Consider the following 22,005-nt stretch of genomic DNA (forward strand, 5'->3'; position numbering starts at 1 on the left):
TCCGTTTTCCGCCCAGGACTCTGCGACGATGACTTTCGATTCGTTCGACATCAAATCCCTGATTCGCCCTGTCATCGACTTCCCCAAGCCTGGGGTTATCTTTCGTGACATCACCCCGCTGTTCCAATCGCCCCGCGCCCTGCGTCTGGTGGCCGACAGCTTTGCCCAGCGCTATGTCGAAGCCGATTTCACGCATATCGGTGCGATGGATGCCCGCGGCTTCCTGATCGGTTCGATCATCGCCTACCAGCTCAACAAGCCGCTGATCCTGTTTCGCAAACAAGGCAAGCTGCCGGCGGACGTGCTGGCCGAGGGTTACCAGACCGAGTACGGCGAAGCCTTCCTGGAAGTGCACGCCGACAGCCTGTGCGAAGGCGATTCGGTGCTGATATTCGATGACCTGATCGCCACCGGCGGCACCCTGATTGCTGCAGCGAACCTGGTGCGGCGCATGGGCGCACAGATTTTTGAAGCGGCGGCAATTATTGATTTGCCGGAGCTGGGAGGGTCGCAGCGCTTGGAAGACATGGGGATTCCCACGTTTTGCCTGACGCAGTTTGGGCTGACTGAAAGGTAAGGGTCGTCAGTACTGCCGTCATCGCGGGCAAGCCCGGCTCCCACCTTGGAATGCATTCCCCTGTGGGAGCTGGGCTTGCCCGCGATGAGGCCCGAGAGAACACCCCGGTTCACAACCCCATCTGCTTGCTGATGATTTCATTCATCACTTCACGCGTCCCGCCACCAATCGACAGAATCCGGTTATCGCGATACAGCCTTTCCACCAGGCTGCCGCGCATATACCCCTGCCCACCCAGCATCTGCACCGCGTCATAAGTCACCCGATCAGCCGTATCGGTGGCCAGGTTCTTCGCCATGGAGATCTCTTTGATCACGCTCTTGCCGGCGGCCATCTTCGCAGCCTGGCGATAGGTGAACTCGCGGGAGACCTCCACGGCAGTGGCCATTTCCGCCAGGCGATGCTTGAGCACCTGGAACTTGCCGATGGGTTTGCCGAACGCTTCGCGCTGGGCAGCCCACTTGAGGCTTTCCTCCAGGGCCAGTTGCGCGGTCATGTTGGCCATCAGCGCCAGGGCCAGGCGCTCGCTCTGGAAGTTGCCCATGATGCAGGCAAACCCCATGTTTTCAGCGCCGATCAGGTTGCCGACAGGCACGTGGCAATTATCGAAAAACAGCTCGGCCGTATCTGACGCCCACCAGCCCATCTTCTTCAGCGGTTGGCCGACGGTGAAACCGGGGGTGTCTTTCTCAATCAATAACAGGCTGATACCAGCGAAGCCCGGCCCGCCGGTACGCACCGCTACGGTATAGAAATCCGCGCGAATGCCGCTGGTGATAAAGGTCTTGGCACCGCTCACACGGTAATGCTCGCCGTCACGCACGGCGCGGGTGCGCAGGTTGGCAACATCCGAGCCGCCACTCGGCTCGGTGACCGCCAGGGCGATGATCTTCTCGCCGGCCAGCACCTGGGGCGCTATACGCTCACGCACTTCAGGCCGGGCCCATTTGACGATGGGCGGCAGGCCGATATCCAGGGAGCCGAGCCCGGCCACTACACCACCGGAACCGCAACGCATCAGTTCTTCGCTGGCGGCGACCTTGGCGAACAGATCGCCTTCGTGACTGCCACCCAGCGCCTCGGGGTAGCCGATCCCCAGGATGCCCGCCGCTCCGGCCTTGAGGTAAAGCTCACGGGGAAAGCTCTCAGCCTCCTCCCAGTGTTCGATGCACGGCAGCATCTCGCGTTCGACAAACCGGCGCACGCTGTCGCGGACCAATTGGTGGCTGGGGTCGAAGTATTCCTGATAGGCAGACATCGGCAAGCTCCATGGCGAGATGGAGCGAACTTACCAAGCGCTTGCTTGGTTATCAAGCCATACACAGTTATCAAGGACAGGCCTTAATACTGTAGGAGCGAGCTTGCTCGCGAAAAACTCACAGGCGCCGCGTTTATTCAGGAATCACGCGTTATCGTTGACGTCTTTCGCGAGCAAGCTCGCTCCTACAGTATTTAGCCCACATTTGATGCTGTGTTGGCTCTTAGAGGGCGATCGGTTTGCGACCGGCGAACGAGTGCGCCAGGGTGCCGCCGTCCACCAATTCCAGCTCGCCACCCAACGGCACGCCATGGGCGATCCGAGAAGTAATCAACCCTTTATTGGTCAGCAACTGGGCGATGTAATGCGCGGTGGCTTCACCTTCCACGGTCGGGTTGGTCGCCAGGATCACTTCGGTAAAGGTGCCCTGCTCTTCAATGCGCGCGACCAGTTGCGGGATACCAATGGCTTCCGGCCCCAAACCGTCGAGCGGCGACAGGTGGCCCTTGAGCACAAAGTAGCGACCGCGATAACCGGTCTGCTCCACCGCGTACACATCCATTGGCCCTTCCACTACACACAGCAACGTGTCGTCGCGACGAGGATCGGCGCATTGCGGGCACAGTTCTTCTTCGGTAAGGGTGCGGCACTGGCGGCAGTGGCCCACGCCTTCCATGGCCTGGCTCAGCGCCTGGGCCAGGCGGGTGCCGCCGCTGCGATCACGCTCCAGCAGTTGCAGCGCCATGCGCTGGGCAGTTTTCTGGCCGACACCTGGCAATGTGCGAAGGGCGTCGATCAGTTGGCGAATCAGGGGGCTGAAGCTCATGGGCGAAGGGTCCGACAAAACAACGAGACGCGGTTTATACCCGCGCCCCGGATTAGCGTCAAATACTCAATCCTGCGCGACACGCACCACCAACTTGCCGAAGTTGCGCCCCTCCAGCAAGCCGATAAAGGCTTCAGGCGCCTGCTCCAGGCCATCGACCACATCCTCGCGGAACTTGATCTTGCCATCGCGCACCCACGGCGCCATGGCGCTGAGGAATTCCGGCTGGCGGTCGCCATAGTCGTCGAACACGATAAAGCCCTGGATACGCATCCGCTTGGTCAGCAGGGTGCGTTGAAGTGCCGGCAGGCGATCCGGACCGCTGGGCGCTTCATTGGCGTTATAGCTGGCGATCAACCCGCACAGCGGCACGCGCGCCCTGGGATTGAGCAGCGGTAACACTGCATCGAAGACCTTGCCGCCGACGTTTTCAAAATAAATGTCCACGCCCTTGAAACAGGCCAGGGCCAGCTCATGGGCGAAGTCATCACTTTTGTGGTCGATACAGGCGTCAAAGCCCAGCTCATCCACCACATAGCGGCACTTGTCGGCACCACCGGCAATCCCCACCACACGTAAGCCCTTGAGCTTGGCCACCTGGCCGACCACAGAGCCCACCGCGCCGGACGCAGCCGCCACCACCAGGGTTTCCCCGGCCTTCGGCTGACCGATATCCATCAGGCCCATGTAGGCGGTCATGCCTGGCATACCCAACACACCCAGGGCCATCGACGGGCTCGCAAGGCCCTTGGGCAATGGCATCAGGCTCTTGCCGTCGCAGATGCTGTGGCTCTGCCAGCCGGTGGCGCCGACCACCAGATCACCCACTTCGAATTTCGGATTGCGCGATTGCTCGACACGGCTGACGGCGCCACCGGTCATCACTTCGCCGATTTCCACCGGCGCGGCGTAGGACGGCGCGTCACTCATGCGCCCACGCATGTAGGGGTCCAAAGACAGATACAGCGTCTTGAGCAGCACCTGACCGTCTGCCAGGTCCGGCAGGCTTACCCGCTCCAGGCGGAAGTTTTCCGGCGTGGGTGCGCCTTGAGGGCGTGAGACCAGAACGATGCGTTGGTTGAGCGTCATTTCTTGAGGCATCAGCGGGGCTCCTTTATCGGTGAGTGGTTTCAACGGTATAGGGTGCAGACCATCGGTGAAGGCCTGGGGTTCGATGTTTCGACCGGCCAAAAAAAATGCCAGGCGCGATGCCTGGCATTTGAGTCTAGCTAAAACCTGTATCAGAACGGCAGTTTCATGCCCGGCGGCAGTTGCATGCCAGCGGTCACGCCGGACATTTTGTCCTGGCTGTTGGCTTCGATCTTGCGCACAGCGTCATTGACGGCTGCAGCGAATAACGCTTCGAGCATTTCCAGGTCATCTTCACCCACGCCAGGCAACACGCTAGGGTCGATGCTGACACGCTTGATGTCGTGACGACCGGTCATCACCACGCTGACCATATCGCCACCGGCTTTACCGGTGACTTCGGCGTTGGCCAGTTCTTCCTGCATCTTGGCCATTTTTTCCTGCATCTGCTGTGCCTGCTTCATCAGGCCGGCCATGCCACCTTTCATCATGGGAATCACCTCAAAAGTACGTGGATCAATAAATAGCCCGGTGTCATGACGCTTGGGTCACCGGGGCTTCGACAGGTTCAATAGTATCGTGGCGCACGACCGCACCGAACTGTTGCATCATTTGTTGGATAAGCGGATCAGCGTGGATCGAATCCTCAGCCTCGCGCTGGCGATTAAGGCGCCGACGGGTCGCGGCCTGGGCCGGCGTTTCCTGCTCGGGCTTGATCAGTTCGATGGCGATGGTCAGCGTGCGCCCATGGTACTGGTTGAGCGCATCGTTGAGCCGGCGCTGCTGGGTGGCGTTGAACAAGGCACTGTGGGCCGGGTCCAGGTGCAGCAGCCAATGATCACCCTCGATGGATATCAGTGTGCAGTTGGCGGCGATACTCCCGGTCATGCCGGAGATCGGCAGTTTCGGAAACAATTCCAGCCATTGCAGGGCCAGGCCGGTAGCCGGGGCCGCAGCGGGTTCAGCCTCGGGCTCGGGCGCTGGCTCGGCGGTGTGCTCGCTGGCCAATTCGTCCAGGTAGCTGTAGGCCGAATCCATGTCCGGCTCGATGTAGTCTTCGTCCAGCGGCGGTTCGTCGTCCAGGTCAATGCCTGGGGTGGCCGCCTCAACCTGGGCGACGGTCGGCTCGGGAACCGGCGCCGATACCCACTCAGGGGCGTCCGGTACCACGCTGTCCGGGGTCGGCGCCGGCATCGGCGTCAGCTCGGGCTGCTCACCGGTGGTTTCAAGTACCGGTTCTACGGCGGGCTGTTGCTCCGGTTCGGGGTCGGGCTCGGATTGCGTTTGAACCGGATCGTTCCAGGGCAAGTCGACTACGGGCGCGGGCTCGACAACCGGCTCGGGTTCAACCACAGGCGCAGCTGCCACCGGCGCTGGTTCGGGCTCAGGTGCCGGCGCAATCGGCGCAGGGGCAATCGGCGCAGGCGCAGCAGCTACTGGCGCGACAATGGCGGCGCCAGCCACTGGTTTGGCGGGATCAACTGTGGCCTGGCTGATCCCCACTGGCTTTAGCGGCTGTCTCGGCGCATCTGCCGAATCCGCCGGCCGGAACGCCAGCATCCGCAGCAGCACCATTTCAAAGCCACCTCGCGGGTCCGGTGCCAGGGGCAGGTCGCGGCGGCCGATCAGGCCCATCTGGTAGTAGAACTGCACATCCTCGGCCGGCAAGGCCTGGGCCAGGGCCAACACGCGGTCACGATCACCATGGCCGTTATCCACGCCTTCCGGCAGGGCCTGGGCGATGGCGACACGGTGCAGCACATTGAGGATTTCGGAGAGCACGCCATTCCAGTCCGGGCCTTGCTCCGACAGGTGGCGCACAGCCTCAAGCAATGCCTTGGCGTCGCCCTCGATCAGCGCGTGCAGCACGTCGAACACCTGGCCGTGGTCCAGGGTACCGAGCATGGCGCGCACATCGGCGGCCATGACCTTGCCTTCACCAAACGCGATGGCCTGGTCGGTGAGGCTCATGGCATCGCGCATCGAACCGTCGGCGGCGCGGCCCAGCAACCACAGTGCGTCGTCTTCGAACGGTACGTTCTCGACGCCCAGCACATGGGTCAAATGCTCGACCACGCGCTCAGGCGTCATGTTTTTCAGCGAGAACTGCAGGCACCGCGACAAAATGGTTGCAGGAAGTTTCTGCGGGTCGGTGGTGGCCAGGATGAATTTGACGTAGGGCGGCGGCTCTTCCAGGGTTTTCAACAGTGCGTTGAAGGAGTGGCTGGACAGCATGTGCACTTCGTCGATCAGGTAGACCTTGAAGCGCCCACGGCTCGGCGCGTACTGCACGTTGTCGAGCAGCTCGCGGGTGTCTTCGACCTTGGTGCGGCTTGCGGCGTCGATCTCGATCAGGTCGACGAAACGCCCTTCGTCGATCTCGCGGCAGACCGAACAGGTACCGCAAGGCGTTGACGTGATACCGGTCTCACAGTTCAGGCACTTGGCGATAATGCGCGCGATGGTGGTCTTGCCCACCCCGCGAGTGCCGGTGAACAGGTAGGCGTGGTGCAGCCGCTGGCTGTCCAAGGCATTGATCAGAGCCTTGAGCACATGGGTCTGGCCGACCATTTCGCGGAACGAGCGCGGACGCCATTTACGTGCAAGAACCTGATAACTCATCGAAAACCGTCGCAACTGGGAAGCGGAAGCCGGTAATGCTAGCGGAGCAGGGGGGAAATTGCATCCGGCACGCTCGTCTAATCTGACGAAGCTGGCTTGATTGGCCCTCCAGAGGGCGCCTGCGGGTGTTCTGGCTGCACGATTGAACGCCAACGCCCTTCCAGGCTGATAGCGGCAACGCTGGTCAGCACAATCACCGCGCCGAACATTACCTGCAGGGTCACCTGTTCACCGAGCAGCGTGGCGGCCATCACCATAGCGACTGGCGGAATCAGGTACATCGCCACCGAGGCACGGCTGACTTCGACATGCTTGAGCACATAACCCCAGGCCAGATAGGCCAGCGCGCTGGGGAAAATCCCCAACACCAGCACGGCGAGGTTTTCCGGTAGCGGCGCCTGCATAACGGCGGCGGGCAGGCCCGGCAGGTTCACGCAGAGCATCAGGGTGCCGGACCAGACCATGTAGCACGCCATGGTCAGCGGGCTGTAGCGATGGGCGTAATGGCGCTGGATGGCGAAATACACGCTCCATGAGCACGCCGCCAGCAGGATCAGCAAGCCGTGGGGCTCAATAGCGCCTACGCCACGGTCGCCCCCGATCACCACCAGCACGCCCGCCAACCCCAACAGCACACAGCTCCAACGCCAGAGGCTGACGCGCTCCTGCAAACAGAAAAACGCGATCAACACACTGAACAGCGGCGCCGACTGCGCCAACACACTCGACGCCGCCGCCGTCACCCATTGCTGGCCGTGATTAAGGCTGGTGTGATGCAGGAACACCCCGAAAAAACCCAGCACCAACAACCACGGCAGGTCACGTACCTGGGGCCGCCCTATGCCGACTACCCAGGCCACACCAGCCATGAACAGCGACGCAATCAAAAACCGCAACAACGCCAATTGACCGGGGCTGTAGCTGTGCAGCCCCATGTGCACACCTATGGGTGAATAAGCCCAACAAAGGATGACGCCGGCAATGACTAGCGTAAGCTTTAGCGGTGAAGGGGTATTCATCGACGGTATCCGCAGAAAAGGAATACCCCCAGTCTTGGCCCGGGCCAGGCGTAGGACAATTAAGCGTTTCTGACTTCTGAAATCATTGGAACTGAGCAATGGAACTGGCCCAACTGAAAATGGTGCGAGCCGTGGCGCAAACCGGCAGCGTGGCCCAGGCCGCCCTGCAACTGCACTGTGTACCGTCCAATATCACCACCCGCATCAAGCAGCTGGAAAGCGAGTTGGGCACACCCTTGTTTATCCGCGCCGGTCGCGGGCTGGCGATCAGCGCTGCGGGTGAGATTTTTCTGGATTACTGCGAGCGCATCCTGGGGTTGGTGGATGAGTCCAAGCGTGCGGTGGATGCCGGCGCGATTCCCCGTGGCACCTTGCGCATCGGCGCGGTGGAATCCAGCGCCAGCGGCCGCCTGCCACCGCTGTTGGCGGAGTATCACCGGCGTTATCCCGAGGTCAGCCTGGAGTTGGTGACCGGCGCCTGGGCGCAACTGCTGGATGACCTGCAACACCATCGTCTGGATGTGGCGCTGGTGGCCGCCAGTGGCAAACACCCGAAGCTGGAACACAGCGTGGTCTACAGCGAACGCCTGGTGCTGATCGCCAACGCGTCCAGCGCTCCCATCCACAGCGCCGCAGACCTGGCCGGCCGCACGCTGCTGGTATGGCCCCCGGGCTGCCCCTACCGCGCAGCGCTGGAGAACTGGCTCAAGCCCCAGGACTTCAAGCCGGCGGTTGCCAGCTATACCAGTTGGGGCACGATCATCGGTTGCGTCAGCGCGGGGATTGGCGTGGCTTTGGCGCCGGAGGGCATCCTGGCGCGTTATGAGCAGGCCAATCAGCTGGCGTCGTATCGCTTTGAAGCGCTGGCGCCCGTGGACAACCTGTTGTTCTGGCACAAGGACACCCAGCGGCACCTGGCGCGAGATGCATTCGCCGAACTCTTGCGCGAGACCCTCGGCTGACTTGCCCTAATGTAGGAGCGAGCTTGCTCGCGAAAAACGTCAACGATAACGCGTGCTTCCTGAATGAACGCGGCGCCTGTGAGTTCTTCGCGAGCAAGCTCGCTCCTACAAAATTGAGCCTCCTGCGACATTTTCTAGGGCTTCGGTGCAGCCAACCGCGCGTATTGGTCTTGGCTGATCCAGCCCTTAAAGGAACGGTCGTCCACATTGATAAACTCCACCTGCGCCCAGCCGTCCTTGAACGCCAGCACACCCACTACATCCCCCTTGACGATATAGGGACGCTTGGCCGCCTTCGCCCCCGGAGTTTTCAGCAAGTAAGCCTTGTCGGCAGATACGGTCACCAGCCCGATCCATTTTTTACTGGCGCTCTGGGTCAGGTCCAGGCCCGTGGCGATTTCCGGCATCAACACGTTGATGCAGCCGGGATGTTGACGGCCCTGCTCCACCGTCAGCGTCACACCGTCGGACACTACTGCCACACTGCCAGGGTAGGCAGCATCCAGCCAAGTGGTGAGTGCTTCTGGCTTGCCTTGCAGGTAGAAGGTACAACGGCGGCTCACGCCCTCGCCCATCGCTTCGGAATAAAAGCCTTCAACCTGATTCCCGGGCGTCACCGCCAGCATCAAGCCTTCATATTTGCCCGAATGCAAAGCGGCCGAGCCCGCAAATGCGCAGGCCACGGCGCTCAACGACAACACACCTATCGCCAGAAAACGAATCATCTTATTTCTTCCCTTCAAAGGCTTCGTAGGCTTGCTTCATCAGCACGTCATAGTTGCCGTAGTCATCGCCGTTATAGTTACGGGCCATGGCCGTGAAATCCTTGTTTTTCATCGCACTCATCAACGCCGTACTCTTGCTGCAAAAACTGAGGTAGGCCTTGAGTTGATTACCGGCGTTTACTTTTAACGCCGCTGCAAACTCGAACACCGTCTTGAACCCGCAGGATGCGAAGTTGAACCCCATGATCTGAAACATGCCCCAGGACGCCGACATCAGTGCCGCTTCCTGGTCGAGAGCAAACGCGGTGGCCATGGTTTCCCAGGCCTTGACCTGGTCCTTGTTGTTGGTCTGCCACTGCGGCCCGGCTTTTTTCTTGTAGATGTACGATAGCAGCGGGTGCGACTGGTCGTAGATGTGCTTGGTGTACTTGCGAAAGTGATGACCTTCAAAGGCAATGATCGGCAGCCTGGCCGGCCCGAACCCCACCTTCCCGCCCGACTCGATGGTGGCGAACGCCTTGACCACATTCACCGAGATGCCGTTGCCCAATTGCTTGGCAGCATTCTGGAAGTCCGTATCGCTCAGCGTCGTGCCGCCGTCGCAGGTGGCCTGCAGCATTAGTTGGCGGTTGCGCCGCTCGGCCTCGATCACCGCACGCACCTGGTTCAGGTAGACATTGACCGTGGCTTGCACCGCATCGACGTTGTTATTGCCCAATGCGTTGAGAAAGCTGGGAATACGCAAGGTCGGGAAAGCTCGCACCGGGACTTTCACCGCTTCCTCGATCAAGCTGTTGAACGTACGCCCCGTGGGGTCGATCACTCCGTCGGGATGAGCATATTTGAGATGGCGGAACTGATACTGGCTGATGCACTGCACCAACTGGCCGTCGCACTCGCCGTTTTCCTGCAAGGCAAAGCCCATCCTGGGAATGATCAGATTGAATAAGTACTGGATACACTGCACATCGGCGGGCAAGTTGCGGGCTTTGCCGGGCGCGCCGACTGAAGCACTGATAAGTCGAGGCAACCCTTGCAGGCTTTTCATGACAGACATCCTTGTAGGTAGAGAAGCGATAGCACTTCAATATCAATCCATGCCCTTGTCATAGTTTGAAACAAGTGGCTGGCGCAAGCTAACAAGGCGTTCTGGGGATTGTCTAGAGGGCTGTTTAAAAGTTGTGAAACAGCTGGATTAAATCCGTCAGTAACCGTGTAATTCGCGGGTTTTCTGGTAGTTGTGATAGTCGAGCCACTCGACCACATCGTAGGGCAGATAGAGTTGGCGGGTTGCTCGGGAGATTGCGATATACACCGCACACAGCCGCTGGTCGAACGCGTAGGCGTCCTGGAACTTCACGTTGGTCAACAACGCCGGCGTGAGCAACACCCGGTTGAACTCCATGCCACCGGCGTCTTGCGCCAACATCAATAGGCAGCGCTCATCCGGATGGCCGCTTTGCCTGTTCAAACGCGTGACATCCGCCAGATTAAAACCTTTTTGCAGCTCGGCTTCGACCCAGAGAAATGCCTCATCGAACTGACAGGCCTCGCGTACTTGTTGCCAATCGGCCATATCGCTGAAAAACGGATGGGGGCCGCTGTCATTGAACTCGCTGCTGTAGAACTCAGGCTTGAACAACGCGATGACCGTTTCCATAAAGTACTTGAGCGATTGCTGCGCCTCTTTACTGGCCAGGCCGAAGGCACAACGAACCTCGCTCAGCTGTATGGCCCATTTCATCGTGTCCCAAAGGGACGCGGTCAACACCACGCAGCCTTGCGGCGGTACGAAGCCCAACGGATAAAACTCGATACCGACATCGGCATCCCGTGCCCCCTCGAAAAGCACTTTGCTCTTATCCGAATGCTGGCTGATCAAGGGATTGACCAGGCGCTCGACGTTGCGCCCGGAGCGCACGGAATAACACACGTCCGTGTGGCGCACCTCACGGGCGCGCCTGACCATGACCCCACTGGCCTGCTGATACTCGTCCCCCAGGGTGATCAGTACTTGCCGACCCCGCTCGATGATTTGCAGCAGCGGCGCGGGAATGTCCTGGCTTTCGTCGATAAGGACGTGGGTATAACGCTCGGGCACCACACAGCCGGCGAGGCTGGCGCGTTTGATCATCAACAAGGCTTCAAACCCGGTCTGGCCGCCCCAGGCCGGATTCGCTTCGAGATAGCTCCATAACCGGCTGGCATATTCGAGCAGTGCCCTGGCATCAACGCTGGATAGCGGCTGTTTGAAATGCGGCAGATGCTTGGCTGACAGGCTGTACTCCCAGGAGCGGCAGTAGGCTTGCAGCACGTTGAGGCAAACGTCGACCACGGCTTGCCCTTGCAGGCCACGAAAGCCGAAGATATTCAGCTCCTGAGCCAGTGCCTGCTTGCTCTGCGCCCTTACCTGCGCAGTCAGCGGCTTGGGCCTGGGGCCATGCAACAAGGCGTGGGCAAATGCATGGAAGGTATGCCCGGCCTTGCGCTCGCGCACGCCCACCATACGGGCCCGCAGGGTTTCCAGTTTTGCCGGGGTACGTGCCAGCAACAAGGTCTTTTCCGGGCGCAAGTGCTCCATCAAGGCCACCAAAAGATGGCTCTTGCCGATACCGGCATAACCCTGAACATGCAGGTCTTCGTTCAAGTTGGCGCGGAAGGTTCTGACCAACTTGTCTTGCTCGGCACTCAACCAGCGCTCGCGATGCCTGGGCGTGACCATCTGCTTACTGAAGGGATCATTGGCCTTGAGATGGCGAACCTTGTACTCCACGTCCCACTTGCCGCTGGGCAACAGATAGTCGCGTGCCTGCACTTCCTCCGCTAACAGGAAACGCAACTGCAGGCTCTTGACCACATTGAGGCCGAAGTAGAGTTTCCTTTGATCGAACAGCCGCTGCGCCTCAGAGAGTAGAGAAACGCTTGCCGAATGGCTGGCCTCTACCGCCCAGTCAATCAACTTGGCCAGTACTTTTTCAGCGCCATTGGCGCTCAGGTCGCTTTCGGGCACCTGGGCCAGGTTCTGAATCACCAGCACCGCCGCCAACTCCGGCTCACTCAGGGCTACAAGCGCTTGCGCACCGCCGGTTTCCAACAACCCCACACAGGCTTGTTCGGTAATCGGCAAGAACACAGGGCTGGATAAATCAAAATGTTCCGAGTGCATACAGCCTCGTAGCCAGGGGAAAGAGACGTTTGGGAGTATGCCACTAGTCGTGAAGTGGCCGTCATGCACTGTGCGATAAGCGTCACAGATGACTGGCTGACTAAAGGAATTGGAAACGGGTAAAACAGAAGGGAGCGTTATGGAGGCAACCCCACCAGCCACACCCCGGCACACAATGTTCCCGCTGTGGCTGCTGCCTTCCGGCTCTGACCAGGTTCACGGGTAATCGTTGCGGGGGGACCGATGGGGTCACCATAACGACGCTGGCCTCTCGGCAAGCCGCGCCATTGTACCGATCTGATCGGAAGTTACAACCGTAAAAAATGAGAAGCTTCAAGTACTTGCCATGGCGCTGAGCAATCGGGCGCGGCCCCCTGCGAAATTTTTCATCATTGTGCCTGCAGAACCTCGTCCGCCCTGCCGCCCTCTTCCTGGATGACCAGGTGGATAAAGTGCAACTTGGCTATCACCGCCGGCGGCAGCACAAAGGGGTAGAAATCCGGCTGGCCCATGGCGCGGGACAGTTCGTTGAGCATACCGGCCAGCTCGATCCAGGCATTGACGAACGAGAGGAACGCCGGGCCGCCGGGGTGTGCGGGGTCATACAGGGTTGTCAGCGGGAACGGCTGGTAGTCCAGGTCCAGCTCGCGGGCGCTCATGCCAAAGCCCAGCGCAGTGTCCACCGCGTCCATCATATGCAGGTAATGGGCCCAGGTTTCGGCCCAGTCTTCCCAGGGGTGCATGGTGGCGTAGGCGCTGACGCAGGTTTGCTGCCAGTCCGGGCGCGGGCCGTTCTGATAGTGCTGATCGAGGGCGTCGGCGTAACTGGCGCGCTCATCACCGAACACGGTGCGAAAGGCTTCAAGCCAGTGGCTGTTGGCAATCAGCCGATCCCAGTAATAGTGGCCAACTTCATGGCGAAAATGACCGAGCAAGGTGCGGTAAGGCTCACGCATCTGTATGCGGACTTTTTCGCGATGAGCATCGTCGGCTTCCTTGATATCGAGGGTGATCAGGCCATTGGCATGGCCGGTGGTTGGCGCATTGCCTGCCAGGTCAGTCCCGATGAAGTCGAAGGCCAGGCCAGTGTCTTCGTCGACGCTTTTGGGCACCACTTGCAGGCCCAGGCTGATCAGTTGTGCCACCAAGCGGCGCTTGGCGGTTTCGACCTTGCGCCAGCGTTCAGGGTTTTCCGGGACGGATAGATCAGGAATGGTGCGATTCAGGCTACAGGCCACGCACAGCGACGCAGTGCTGTGGGCGGGGATCAGCCAGTTGCACGCGGCGGGTGAATCGAGGTTTGCACAGCGCCGGAAAGCGCCGGCATCGAGATTGTCATCGGCCAGCCACGTACCGACCACCGGCCCAGGTTGCAAGGACGATAGGCAGCTCTGCTGCGGCTGGTAACCCAACGCCGCCTGGCAGGACAGGCATTGGCTGTTGCGAAAAAACAGCGGCTGGCCACACCGGCATTGCCACACCTTGCTATTGCGCGAGGTTTGGGCCATGAACGGAGCGGCGATGCGCGTGCTGAGTTGCTCGAAGTAGCGGAACATGGCGATCTCTCCCTGGGTGACAGAGACTAGATCATTTCTCTGGAGAGATCGTTCAACACACGCAGGAGATACGTCTGCTCCCTGTAGGAGCGAGCTTGCTCGCGAAGATCGTTAACGATAACGCGGGGCGCCTGGTTCACGGCGGCGTCCTCCGGTTCTTCGCGAGCAAGCTCGCTCCTACAGTATTCAAAAGCCTGTCAAACGGTGATGTTGTGCTTGGCCAGGAAGGCGACGAAGGCTTCTTCATCCAGCACTTTGAGGCCCAGCTCGCTGGCCTTGGCCAGTTTCGAACCGGCGCCCGGCCCGGCCACCACGCAGTGGGTTTTCGCCGAGACGGAACCGGCCACCTTGGCCCCCAGGCTTTCGAGCTTGTCCTTGGCGACGTCGCGGCTCATCAGCTCCAGAGAGCCGGTGAGTACCCAGGTGTGCCCGGCCTCAGGCAAGCCTTCAACAACCTTTTTCTCGCTCTGCCAGTGCATACCGAAGTCCTTGAGCTGCTGCTCGATGGCCAGGGCACGATTGGCATTGTCAGGGTTGTCGAAGAACTCGCGCACAGCCTTGGCTTGCTTCTCGGGCAGGGCCTGGCGCATATCCAGCCAATCGGCCTTGATCACGCCTTCCAGAGAGCCGAATTTGTCTGCCAGTTTCTGCGCCGCGCCCGGCCCGACGGAAGGCACATGCAGCTTGTCGAGCAAGCCGCCCAAGGTGGTGCTGGCGGCAAATTCGGCACTCAGATCGCCCTGCTCCTGCAATTGCAGGCCGCATTCATCCGGCGACAACAGTGCACCGATCACGCCCTGGTTATGGCTGTCTTCAAAGAAGCTATGGATCTCGTGCGCCACTTCCAGGCCGACGTCGGGCAAGTAGGTCAGCACCTCCGGCAAGGCCTTCTGCACACGCTCAAGGGAGGCCAGGGAGCGCGCCAGCACCTTGGCGGTCTCTTCGCCCACATCGGGAATACCCAAGGCGTAGATAAAGCGCGCCAGCGTCGGGGTCTTGCTGTTTTCGATGGCGCTGATCAGTTTTTTGCTGGAGATATCGGCGAAGCCTTCCAGGTCGATGATCTGTTCGTACTTGAGCTTGTAGAGGTCCGCCGGCGAACCGATGAGTTTCTCATCCACCAATTGCTCGATGGTCTTGTCGCCCAGGCCGTCGATGTCCATGGCACGGCGCGAGACAAAATGAATGATCGCCTGCTTGAGCTGCGCACCACAGGCCAGGCGCCCGACACAACGGTACACGGCGCCTTCGCTGACGGTTTCCTTGCCCTTGCTGCGCTTGACCAGCTGCGTGCGCTCCACATGGGAGCCGCACACCGGGCAGCTCTGCGGGATCTGCACGGCACGGGCGTGTTCCGGACGACGCTCGGTGACCACCGAGACCACTTGTGGAATCACATCACCGGCGCGGCGGATGATCACGGTGTCGCCGATCATCAGGCCCAGGCGCGCCACTTCGTCCATGTTGTGCAGGGTCGCGTTGGACACCGTCACGCCGGCCACCTTGACCGGTTTCAAGCGCGCCACCGGAGTGACAGCGCCGGTACGGCCGACCTGGAATTCCACATCGAGCAATTCGGTCAGCTCTTCCATCGCCGGAAATTTATGCGCAATGGCCCAACGCGGCTCGCGGGCGCGAAAGCCCAATTCACGCTGGTAAGCAATGCTGTTGACCTTGAACACCACGCCGTCGATTTCATAGCCCAGCGCATTACGGCGCTCGCCAATGTCGCGGTAGTAGTCCAGGCATTCCTGGATACCCTTGGCCAGCTTCAATTCGTGACTGATCGGCATCCCCCACTTCTGCAACTGCTGCAGGTTGCCGATATGGGTGTCGCTGATATCGGCGGTCACCTGACCGATGCCGTAGCAGCAGAATTCCAGCGGGCGGCTGGCCGTGATCTTCGAATCCAGTTGGCGCAGGCTGCCCGCCGCCGCGTTACGCGGGTTGGCGAAGGTCTTGCCGCCGACTTCCAGCTGCGAGGCGTTGAGGCGTTCGAACCCAGCCTTGGACATGAACACTTCGCCACGTACTTCCAGGGTGGCCGGCCAGCCTGTGCCGTGAAGCTTCAAGGGGATGTTGCGCACAGTGCGAACGTTGACGCTGATGTCTTCGCCGGTGGTGCCATCACCCCGGGTGGCGCCGCGTACCAGTTCGCCGTCCTGATACAGCAGGCTGACCGCCAGGCCGTCGAGCTTCGGCTCGCAGCTGTATTCCACCGCTGCACCCGCGCCAAACAGATCGCCCACCGGCAGGTCGAGGCCCTCGGTCACCCGGCGATCAAATTCGAGCATGGTGGTTTCATCAAAGGCATTGCCCAGGCTGAGCATCGGGATCTCATGCTTGACCTGGGTGAATGCCGACAGCGCCGCACTGCCGACCCGCTGCGTCGGTGAATCGCGTGTTACCAGCTCCGGGTGCTCGGCTTCCAAAGCCTTGAGCTCGTGGAACAAGCGATCGTACTCGGCGTCCGGAATGCTCGGCTCATCGAGGACGTGGTAGCGGTAGTTATGCTGATCCAGTTCAGCGCGCAGTTCGAGGATGCGGGTATGGGCGGCGGTCATGGGTGTTCTCTCATAAAGCAAAAGAGCAGCCGAAGCTGCTCAATATGTTAGTGCGCTTATTCTACTGACAACGCCGAAGCGTAATCCTCAGCGTTTCTGTGTCAGGGCGCGACGCTCGAACTCGACGATGCGCTGACGGTAGTGCTCAATAGTCTGGGCGGTCAGAACGCTGCGTTGGTCGTCCTTGAGCTCGCCGTTCAATTCCTGGGAGAGCTTGCGGGCCGCGGCCACCATTACGTCGAACGCTTGCTTGGGATGACGCGGGCCTGGCAAGCCGAGGAAGAAACTCACTGCCGGGGTGCTGAACAGATCGATGTCGTCCAGATCGAACGTACCTGGCTTGACCGCATTGGCCATGGAGAACAGCACTTCACCGTTGCCGGCCATGCTCTCGTGACGATGGAAAATATCCATCTCGCCAAAACGCAGGCCGCTTTCCAGAATGTTCTGCAACAGCGCAGGGCCCTTGAAGCCACCGGCGTCGCGGCAGATCACGCTGATGACCAGCACTTCCTCGGCGCCCGGCTGATCGTTGACCGATTGGCGTGGCGCGCTTTTGGTCGCGGTCTCGTCAGGGAAGTCGTCATCACGGCTGCTGAAGCTTGGGCCGTCATCGACGTCGAGGTTCAGGTCGCCCTGATGCGGCTCGGCAACTGCCGCGCCACCACGCTTGCCGCGTTTGGAGGACGGCTCGCGGGCTTCACGCAGCGGTGCGCTCATGGACGGCAAATCATGCTCGTCCAGTTGCGGCTCTTTGTGAGTATCCAGCACACGGGGCGGCCCCAGCAGCTCGGCGGCGCCGTCGTCGTCAGGCAAGTTGGACAGGTTTCGGTCCAAGCGGAACTTGAGCTTGCCCTTGCCACCGCGCATACGGCGCCAGCCATCGAAAAGAATACCGGCAATGACAATGATGCCGATGACGATCAGCCACTCGCGCAGACCGATTTCCATGTAATCCCGTGCCTCTAATAAAAAATGCTGAAAAATAAGGGGTTTAGCACCGTGCAAACCGCTTTAAAACGTGGCGCCAACTCTATGTTCTGACTGACGTTTTGCCCACGCACACGAAAAATTGACATTAAACTAGCACGACCAAAGATAACTTTACACCGTCTGTCAAAATGCCTTGAACAAATATGTCCATTTGCCACTTTCGCCAGACCGGTAAATCGCCCTACAGCGTGCTGTAAATTCTCTCTCTTGGCATGGCTCAGGATTCCACCATTGCCATCGCCTCTTCCACATCCACTGCGACCAAACGCGAACAGCCCGGCTCGTGCATCGTGACCCCCATCAACTGATCGGCCATTTCCATGGCGATCTTGTTGTGGGTGATATAGATGAACTGCACGGTCTGAGACATCTCTTTGACCAACCGAGCGTAGCGTCCAACGTTAGCGTCATCCAGCGGCGCGTCAACTTCGTCGAGCATACAGAACGGCGCCGGGTTCAACTTGAAGATGGCAAATACCAGGGCCAATGCGGTCAGGGCTTTTTCGCCGCCGGACAACAAATGGATGGTGCTGTTCTTCTTGCCCGGAGGCCGCGCCATGATCGTTACCCCTGTATCGAGTAGATCTTCGCCCGTCAGTTCCAAGTAGGCACTGCCACCACCGAAAACTTTTGGGAATAACGCCTGTAAACCGCCATTAATCTGATCAAAGGTATCTTTGAAGCGGTTGCGGGTTTCCTTGTCGATTTTGCGGATCACGTTTTCCAGGGTGTCCAGGGCTTCAACCAGATCGGCGTCCTGGGCATCCAGATAACGTTTGCGCTCTGACTGCTGCTGGTACTCATCGATAGCGGCGAGGTTGATCGCGCCCAGGCGCTGAATGCGCGCAGCAATCCGTTCAAGTTCTTCTTCGGCGTCTTTCTCGTTGGCCTGGGCGGTCAGGGTGTTGAGCACGCCGTGCAGGTCATAGCCGTCTTCCAGCAATTGGTCTTGCAAGGTCTTGCGGCGCACGGTGAGGGCTTGCCACTCCATGCGCTGTTGTTCGAGTTGGCCGCGGATCAACTGGGATTGTTGCTCAGCCATGGTGCGGCGCTTTTCAGCGTCGCGCAGTTCACGGTCGGCATCTTCCAGGGCGATCTGCGCGGTCTTGAGTTCTACGTCGACGGTCATGCGCTTGTCGAGCAGCTCCTCAAGCTTGAGGCGCAGCTCTTCCAGCGGCGCCTCGCCCTCCTCCAGGTTGAGGCTCAGTTGCTCGCGCTTTTCGGTCAGGCGTTCGGACTGCATCTCCAGGCGTTCAAGGGCCTGGCGCGTGGAATCATGCTGAGCCCGCAATGAGCCCAGGCGCACCGCCAACTGGTGAGCGTGATCCTTGTGCTGGCGGGCTTCCTGGCGCACGCGGTCGAGGCGTTCGCGCAGGCTGTCGCGCTGGGCCAGCAGCAACTCGCGCTGCTCGGTGTCCTGGGCCATGCTGTCGAGGGCTTCCTGCAATTGCAGACGCGCTTCGCCAACCTGTTCATGTTCGAGGGCGCGCTGTTCGCCCATCTCGGCCACTTCTTCGTCAAGGCGGGTACGGCGCAGGGTCAGTTGTTCGACCTTGGCTTTGCTCGCCGACAGCTGGGCTTTCAACTCGCCTTGCTGGCGCGCTTCGTCTTGCAACAAGCGGCGCAGGTGTTCGCGGCCGGTCTCCTGCTGACGCTGGGTGGCGCGCAGGGTTTGCAGTTCGGTTTCCAGGCTTTCCAGGGTGGCTTCGCGTTCTTCACGCTCGGCACTCAGGTTGACGATTTCCTGGCCACGGGCCAATACGCCACTTTCCGCCTCACTGGCGCGGCGCACGCGCAGAAAATGTCGGCCAACCCAATAACCGTCGCGACTGATCAGGCTTTCGCCGGCCGCCAATTGGCCGCGTTGGGCCAAGGCTTGCTCAAGGGTCTCCACGGGCCTGACCTGGCCCAGCCAGGGCGACAGATCCATCGCCGCCTCGACCTTGTCCAGCAAGCTGCCCGCTACCCGCACGCCGTCGGGCGCCGGGCTGAGCAGGCGCAAATCGCCCTGGGCGAAACCGGCCAGGTCGAAGCCGCCAAAATCGTCCACCAGCACTGCTTGCAGGTCAGCGCCAAGCACGGTTTCCACCGCCAGCTCCCAACCCGCTTCTACCTTCAAGCCTTCGGCCAGGCGCGGGCGCTCGGCCAGATGCTGGTCGCGCAGCCACTCGGCGGTGCCGGTGCCAGGGTCCAGCGCGGCTTGCTGCAAGGCTTCAAGTGACGCCAGGCGCCCATTGAGCCGCTGCAAATCACCCTGGGCCTGCTGCTGCGCCTGGGTCGCCGTTTGCAGTTGCTGACGCAATTGCTCCAGGCGTTCCACTTGTTGTTCTTCGCTGGCTTCCAACTCTTCCAGCGTCATTTCGCTTTCGGCCAGTTGCTCGCTCAGCTCCATGATCGCCGCGTCTTCGGGGTCGGCGGCGAGCAATACGCGCTCTTCCTGCAGGCGCCGCTGGCGTTCGGCCAGGCGTTCCATGCTGGTTTCCAGTTGCTGGATGCGCGACTGCTGCACCTCGGCCTGGCGACGCGGCTCGGCCGATTGCAGGTTGAACGTGTCCCACTGCTCCTGCCAGGCGTGCATGGTGGTTTCGGATTCTTCCAGCGCTGCGGCGGCCTCTTCGGCGGCGGCGTGGGTGACTTCCTGTTCGGGGGTGAGCATGTCCAGCTCTTCGCCGAGGGTCAGCAGCAAGGTGCGGTCATGGCCCAGGTGCGACTCGGTTTCCAGGCGGGCGCGCTCGGCTTCTTTCAAGTCATCCTGCAACTGGCGCAAACGCTGCTGGCCGTGCTGGATGCTCTGCTCGACCCGGGCGATATCGCCCCCCACCGAATAGAAACGGCCCTGCACCAGATTGAAGCGTTCGGACAGTTCATGGTGCCCGTCACGCAGGCGTTCGATGCTGGCGTCGGCGTTGCGCTGCTCGGCCACCAACGCTTCGAAGCTGACTTCCTGGGTGCCGATGATCGCTTCGCGCTGGCCGACCTGATCATTCAGCGCCTGCCAACGCAGGGCCGAGAGTTGCGCCTTGAGCTGGCGCTCTTCGCCCTTGTACTCCTGATACTTCTCGGCGGCCTGAGCCTGGCGGTGCAGGCGCTCCAATTGGCGCTCCAGCTCTTCGCGCAGGTCGGTCAGGCGGGCGAGGTTTTCATGGGTGCGGCGGATGCGGTTTTCAGTCTCGCGGCGGCGCTCCTTGTACTTGGAGATGCCGGCTGCTTCTTCGATAAAGTTACGCAGGTCTTCAGGCTTGGCTTCGATCAGCTTGGAGATCATGCCCTGTTCGATGATCGAATAACTGCGCGGGCCCAAGCCGGTGCCGAGGAAGATATCGGTGATGTCCCGACGGCGACACTTGGTGCCGTTGAGGAAGTAACTGTTCTGGCTGTCGCGCGTGACTTTGCGGCGAATCGAGATTTCCGCGTAGGCAGCGTATTCGCCGATCAGGGTACCGTCGGAATTGTCGAACACCAGTTCGATGCTGGCCTGGCTGACCGGCTTGCGGCTGGTGGAGCCGTTGAAGATGACGTCGGTCATCGACTCGCCACGCAGGTTTTTCGCCGAGCTCTCGCCCATCACCCAGCGTACGGCGTCGATGATGTTCGACTTGCCGCAGCCATTGGGTCCCACTACCGCCGCCATGTTGCTGGGGAAGTTCACGGTAGTCGGGTCGACGAAGGACTTGAACCCCGCCAACTTGATGCACTTGAGCCGCACGTTTAGGCGTCCGCCAACGCAGCAATGACCAGCGAGCTACTGCGCTGACAATAGGCCGTCAGCACCAGGCGAATCTGCACCAGGTCACGGGCAAGCACCGCTGCGAGCAATTGCTCGAACAGTGCCACGAACTCCCCCATGGACGCTTTACGCTGATCCAGGGCCAGGTAGTAAGCACGGTTCATCGCCGGTTGAAGGTTTTCGACGGTTTCCTGCAAATATGGATTGTTGGCGAATGGGTACGCGGCACGCATCACGTTGAAGCTTTCTTCGACAAAGGCGCGGATGTCCTCGCGCTCCAGGCTCAACTGCAGGCGTTGCTGAATCTGCAGGAACGGCGCCATGTCCGCCTGGGTCTGCCAGCCTTCGGCCACTGCATTGCCGAGCAGGATGTACATCTCGCCCATCAACGTACACAGGCTCTGCACCTTGTGCGCGGTGAGCTCAGTGACGTGGGCGCCACGGCGCGGCAGGATTGCGATCAGATGGCGGCGCTCGAGGATCAGCAAGGCTTCGCGCACGGAACCGCGACTGACGTTGAGCGCCAGCGTGACCTTCTGTTCCTGGATCCGCTCCCCAGGCTTGAGTTCGCCGCGAATGATACGTTCGGCGAGGTGGTGAGCTATTTGCTCGGCGAGACTGTCCGGCGCCTTGAACGTCATGTTTTCCCTTCAAAATCTTCTATCGGTACAAGCGCGGCAGTGTAGCGCATTGGCCCGCTGATGGCGCTACGCCCACCGTGGCGAATTTGGCATGAAATAAGCAACGTTAACAGCCCACACGCCGCCAAAAACACCGGTTCCAGAAGACTGAACCATAATTGAAAGTGTTGCGACCGGATTTTCTTGACCCTTAGGTCAGAAAACCATTGACCGAAAAGTCAGACATGACTAGATTCGGCGCAAAGCGGTTAACAACAATAATGAGTCTGCGAGGCCTTCC

At 60.4% G+C, this 22,005-nt stretch carries 16 protein-coding genes and 1 other RNA gene; 2 read left to right on the top strand and 15 right to left on the bottom strand.

Annotated features, from left to right (window positions below; genetic code table 11):
- The first annotated feature begins 28 nt into the window (after positions 1-28).
- Positions 29-577 (top strand): adenine phosphoribosyltransferase, encoded by a 549-nt coding sequence (locus TX23_RS03390; RefSeq protein WP_005790291.1) that lies wholly within the window; start codon positions 29-31, stop codon positions 575-577.
- A gap of 109 nt (positions 578-686) precedes the next feature.
- Here TX23_RS03390 and TX23_RS03395 read toward each other — a convergent pair whose 3' ends face one another.
- The 6 genes from TX23_RS03395 to TX23_RS03420 all read right to left on the bottom strand — a co-directional run bounded on the left by TX23_RS03395 (position 687) and on the right by TX23_RS03420 (position 7,391).
- Positions 687-1,835, bottom strand: coding sequence for an acyl-CoA dehydrogenase family protein (locus TX23_RS03395; RefSeq protein ID WP_057701005.1), 1,149 nt, complete (start codon positions 1,833-1,835; stop codon positions 687-689).
- Between the two features lie 223 nt (positions 1,836-2,058).
- The gene (gene recR, locus TX23_RS03400) at positions 2,059-2,661 is read right to left on the bottom strand and encodes a recombination mediator RecR (protein ID WP_014719453.1); all 603 of its coding nucleotides are present in this window, start codon (positions 2,659-2,661) and stop codon (positions 2,059-2,061) included.
- A gap of 66 nt (positions 2,662-2,727) precedes the next feature.
- Positions 2,728-3,762: an NADP-dependent oxidoreductase gene (locus tag TX23_RS03405; protein ID WP_057701006.1), complete on the bottom strand. Its 1,035-nt coding sequence runs from the start codon at positions 3,760-3,762 to the stop codon at positions 2,728-2,730.
- A gap of 140 nt (positions 3,763-3,902) precedes the next feature.
- Complete coding sequence (locus TX23_RS03410) at positions 3,903-4,241, bottom strand: YbaB/EbfC family nucleoid-associated protein (RefSeq protein WP_003193199.1); 339 nt, start codon at positions 4,239-4,241, stop codon at positions 3,903-3,905.
- A gap of 43 nt (positions 4,242-4,284) precedes the next feature.
- On the bottom strand, positions 4,285-6,372 hold the full coding sequence (dnaX, locus tag TX23_RS03415) for a DNA polymerase III subunit gamma/tau (RefSeq protein ID WP_057701007.1): 2,088 nt from the start codon (positions 6,370-6,372) through the stop codon (positions 4,285-4,287).
- Positions 6,373-6,449: 77 nt separating this feature from the next.
- Positions 6,450-7,391, bottom strand: a complete 942-nt coding sequence (locus TX23_RS03420) for a DMT family transporter (RefSeq protein WP_057701008.1) — start codon at positions 7,389-7,391, stop codon at positions 6,450-6,452.
- Between the two features lie 98 nt (positions 7,392-7,489).
- Between TX23_RS03420 and TX23_RS03425 the strand changes: the two genes are divergently transcribed.
- Complete coding sequence (locus tag TX23_RS03425; protein ID WP_057701009.1) at positions 7,490-8,353, top strand: LysR family transcriptional regulator; 864 nt, start codon at positions 7,490-7,492, stop codon at positions 8,351-8,353.
- 134 nt (positions 8,354-8,487) lie between these two features.
- Here the strand turns inward: TX23_RS03425 and TX23_RS03430 are convergent, their stop codons facing one another.
- From TX23_RS03430 to TX23_RS03465, 9 genes are all read right to left on the bottom strand, one after another.
- Complete coding sequence (locus TX23_RS03430) at positions 8,488-9,078, bottom strand: hypothetical protein (protein ID WP_057701010.1); 591 nt, start codon at positions 9,076-9,078, stop codon at positions 8,488-8,490.
- A 1-nt stretch (position 9,079) separates the two neighbouring features.
- Entirely contained in the window at positions 9,080-10,126 is a 1,047-nt protein-coding gene (locus tag TX23_RS03435) for an N-acetylmuramidase family protein (RefSeq protein WP_057701011.1), read from the bottom strand.
- A 156-nt stretch (positions 10,127-10,282) separates the two neighbouring features.
- Positions 10,283-12,244, bottom strand: coding sequence for an AAA family ATPase (locus tag TX23_RS03440; protein WP_057701012.1), 1,962 nt, complete (start codon positions 12,242-12,244; stop codon positions 10,283-10,285).
- A 149-nt stretch (positions 12,245-12,393) separates the two neighbouring features.
- Positions 12,394-12,490: signal recognition particle sRNA small type (gene ffs / locus TX23_RS26820), an RNA gene on the bottom strand.
- A gap of 143 nt (positions 12,491-12,633) precedes the next feature.
- Complete coding sequence (locus TX23_RS03445) at positions 12,634-13,800, bottom strand: zinc-binding metallopeptidase family protein (protein WP_057701013.1); 1,167 nt, start codon at positions 13,798-13,800, stop codon at positions 12,634-12,636.
- Between the two features lie 197 nt (positions 13,801-13,997).
- On the bottom strand, positions 13,998-16,364 hold the full coding sequence (ligA, locus tag TX23_RS03450; protein ID WP_057701014.1) for an NAD-dependent DNA ligase LigA: 2,367 nt from the start codon (positions 16,362-16,364) through the stop codon (positions 13,998-14,000).
- An 87-nt stretch (positions 16,365-16,451) separates the two neighbouring features.
- Complete coding sequence (gene zipA, locus TX23_RS03455) at positions 16,452-17,315, bottom strand: cell division protein ZipA (protein WP_057701015.1); 864 nt, start codon at positions 17,313-17,315, stop codon at positions 16,452-16,454.
- A 259-nt stretch (positions 17,316-17,574) separates the two neighbouring features.
- The gene (smc, locus tag TX23_RS03460; RefSeq protein ID WP_057701016.1) at positions 17,575-21,063 is read right to left on the bottom strand and encodes a chromosome segregation protein SMC; all 3,489 of its coding nucleotides are present in this window, start codon (positions 21,061-21,063) and stop codon (positions 17,575-17,577) included.
- A 2-nt stretch (positions 21,064-21,065) separates the two neighbouring features.
- Positions 21,066-21,725: a GntR family transcriptional regulator gene (locus TX23_RS03465; protein ID WP_057701017.1), complete on the bottom strand. Its 660-nt coding sequence runs from the start codon at positions 21,723-21,725 to the stop codon at positions 21,066-21,068.
- Positions 21,726-22,005 lie beyond the last annotated feature (280 nt).

This window comes from Pseudomonas paralactis (assembly GCF_001439735.1).
GTDB lineage: Bacteria > Pseudomonadota > Gammaproteobacteria > Pseudomonadales > Pseudomonadaceae > Aquipseudomonas > Aquipseudomonas paralactis.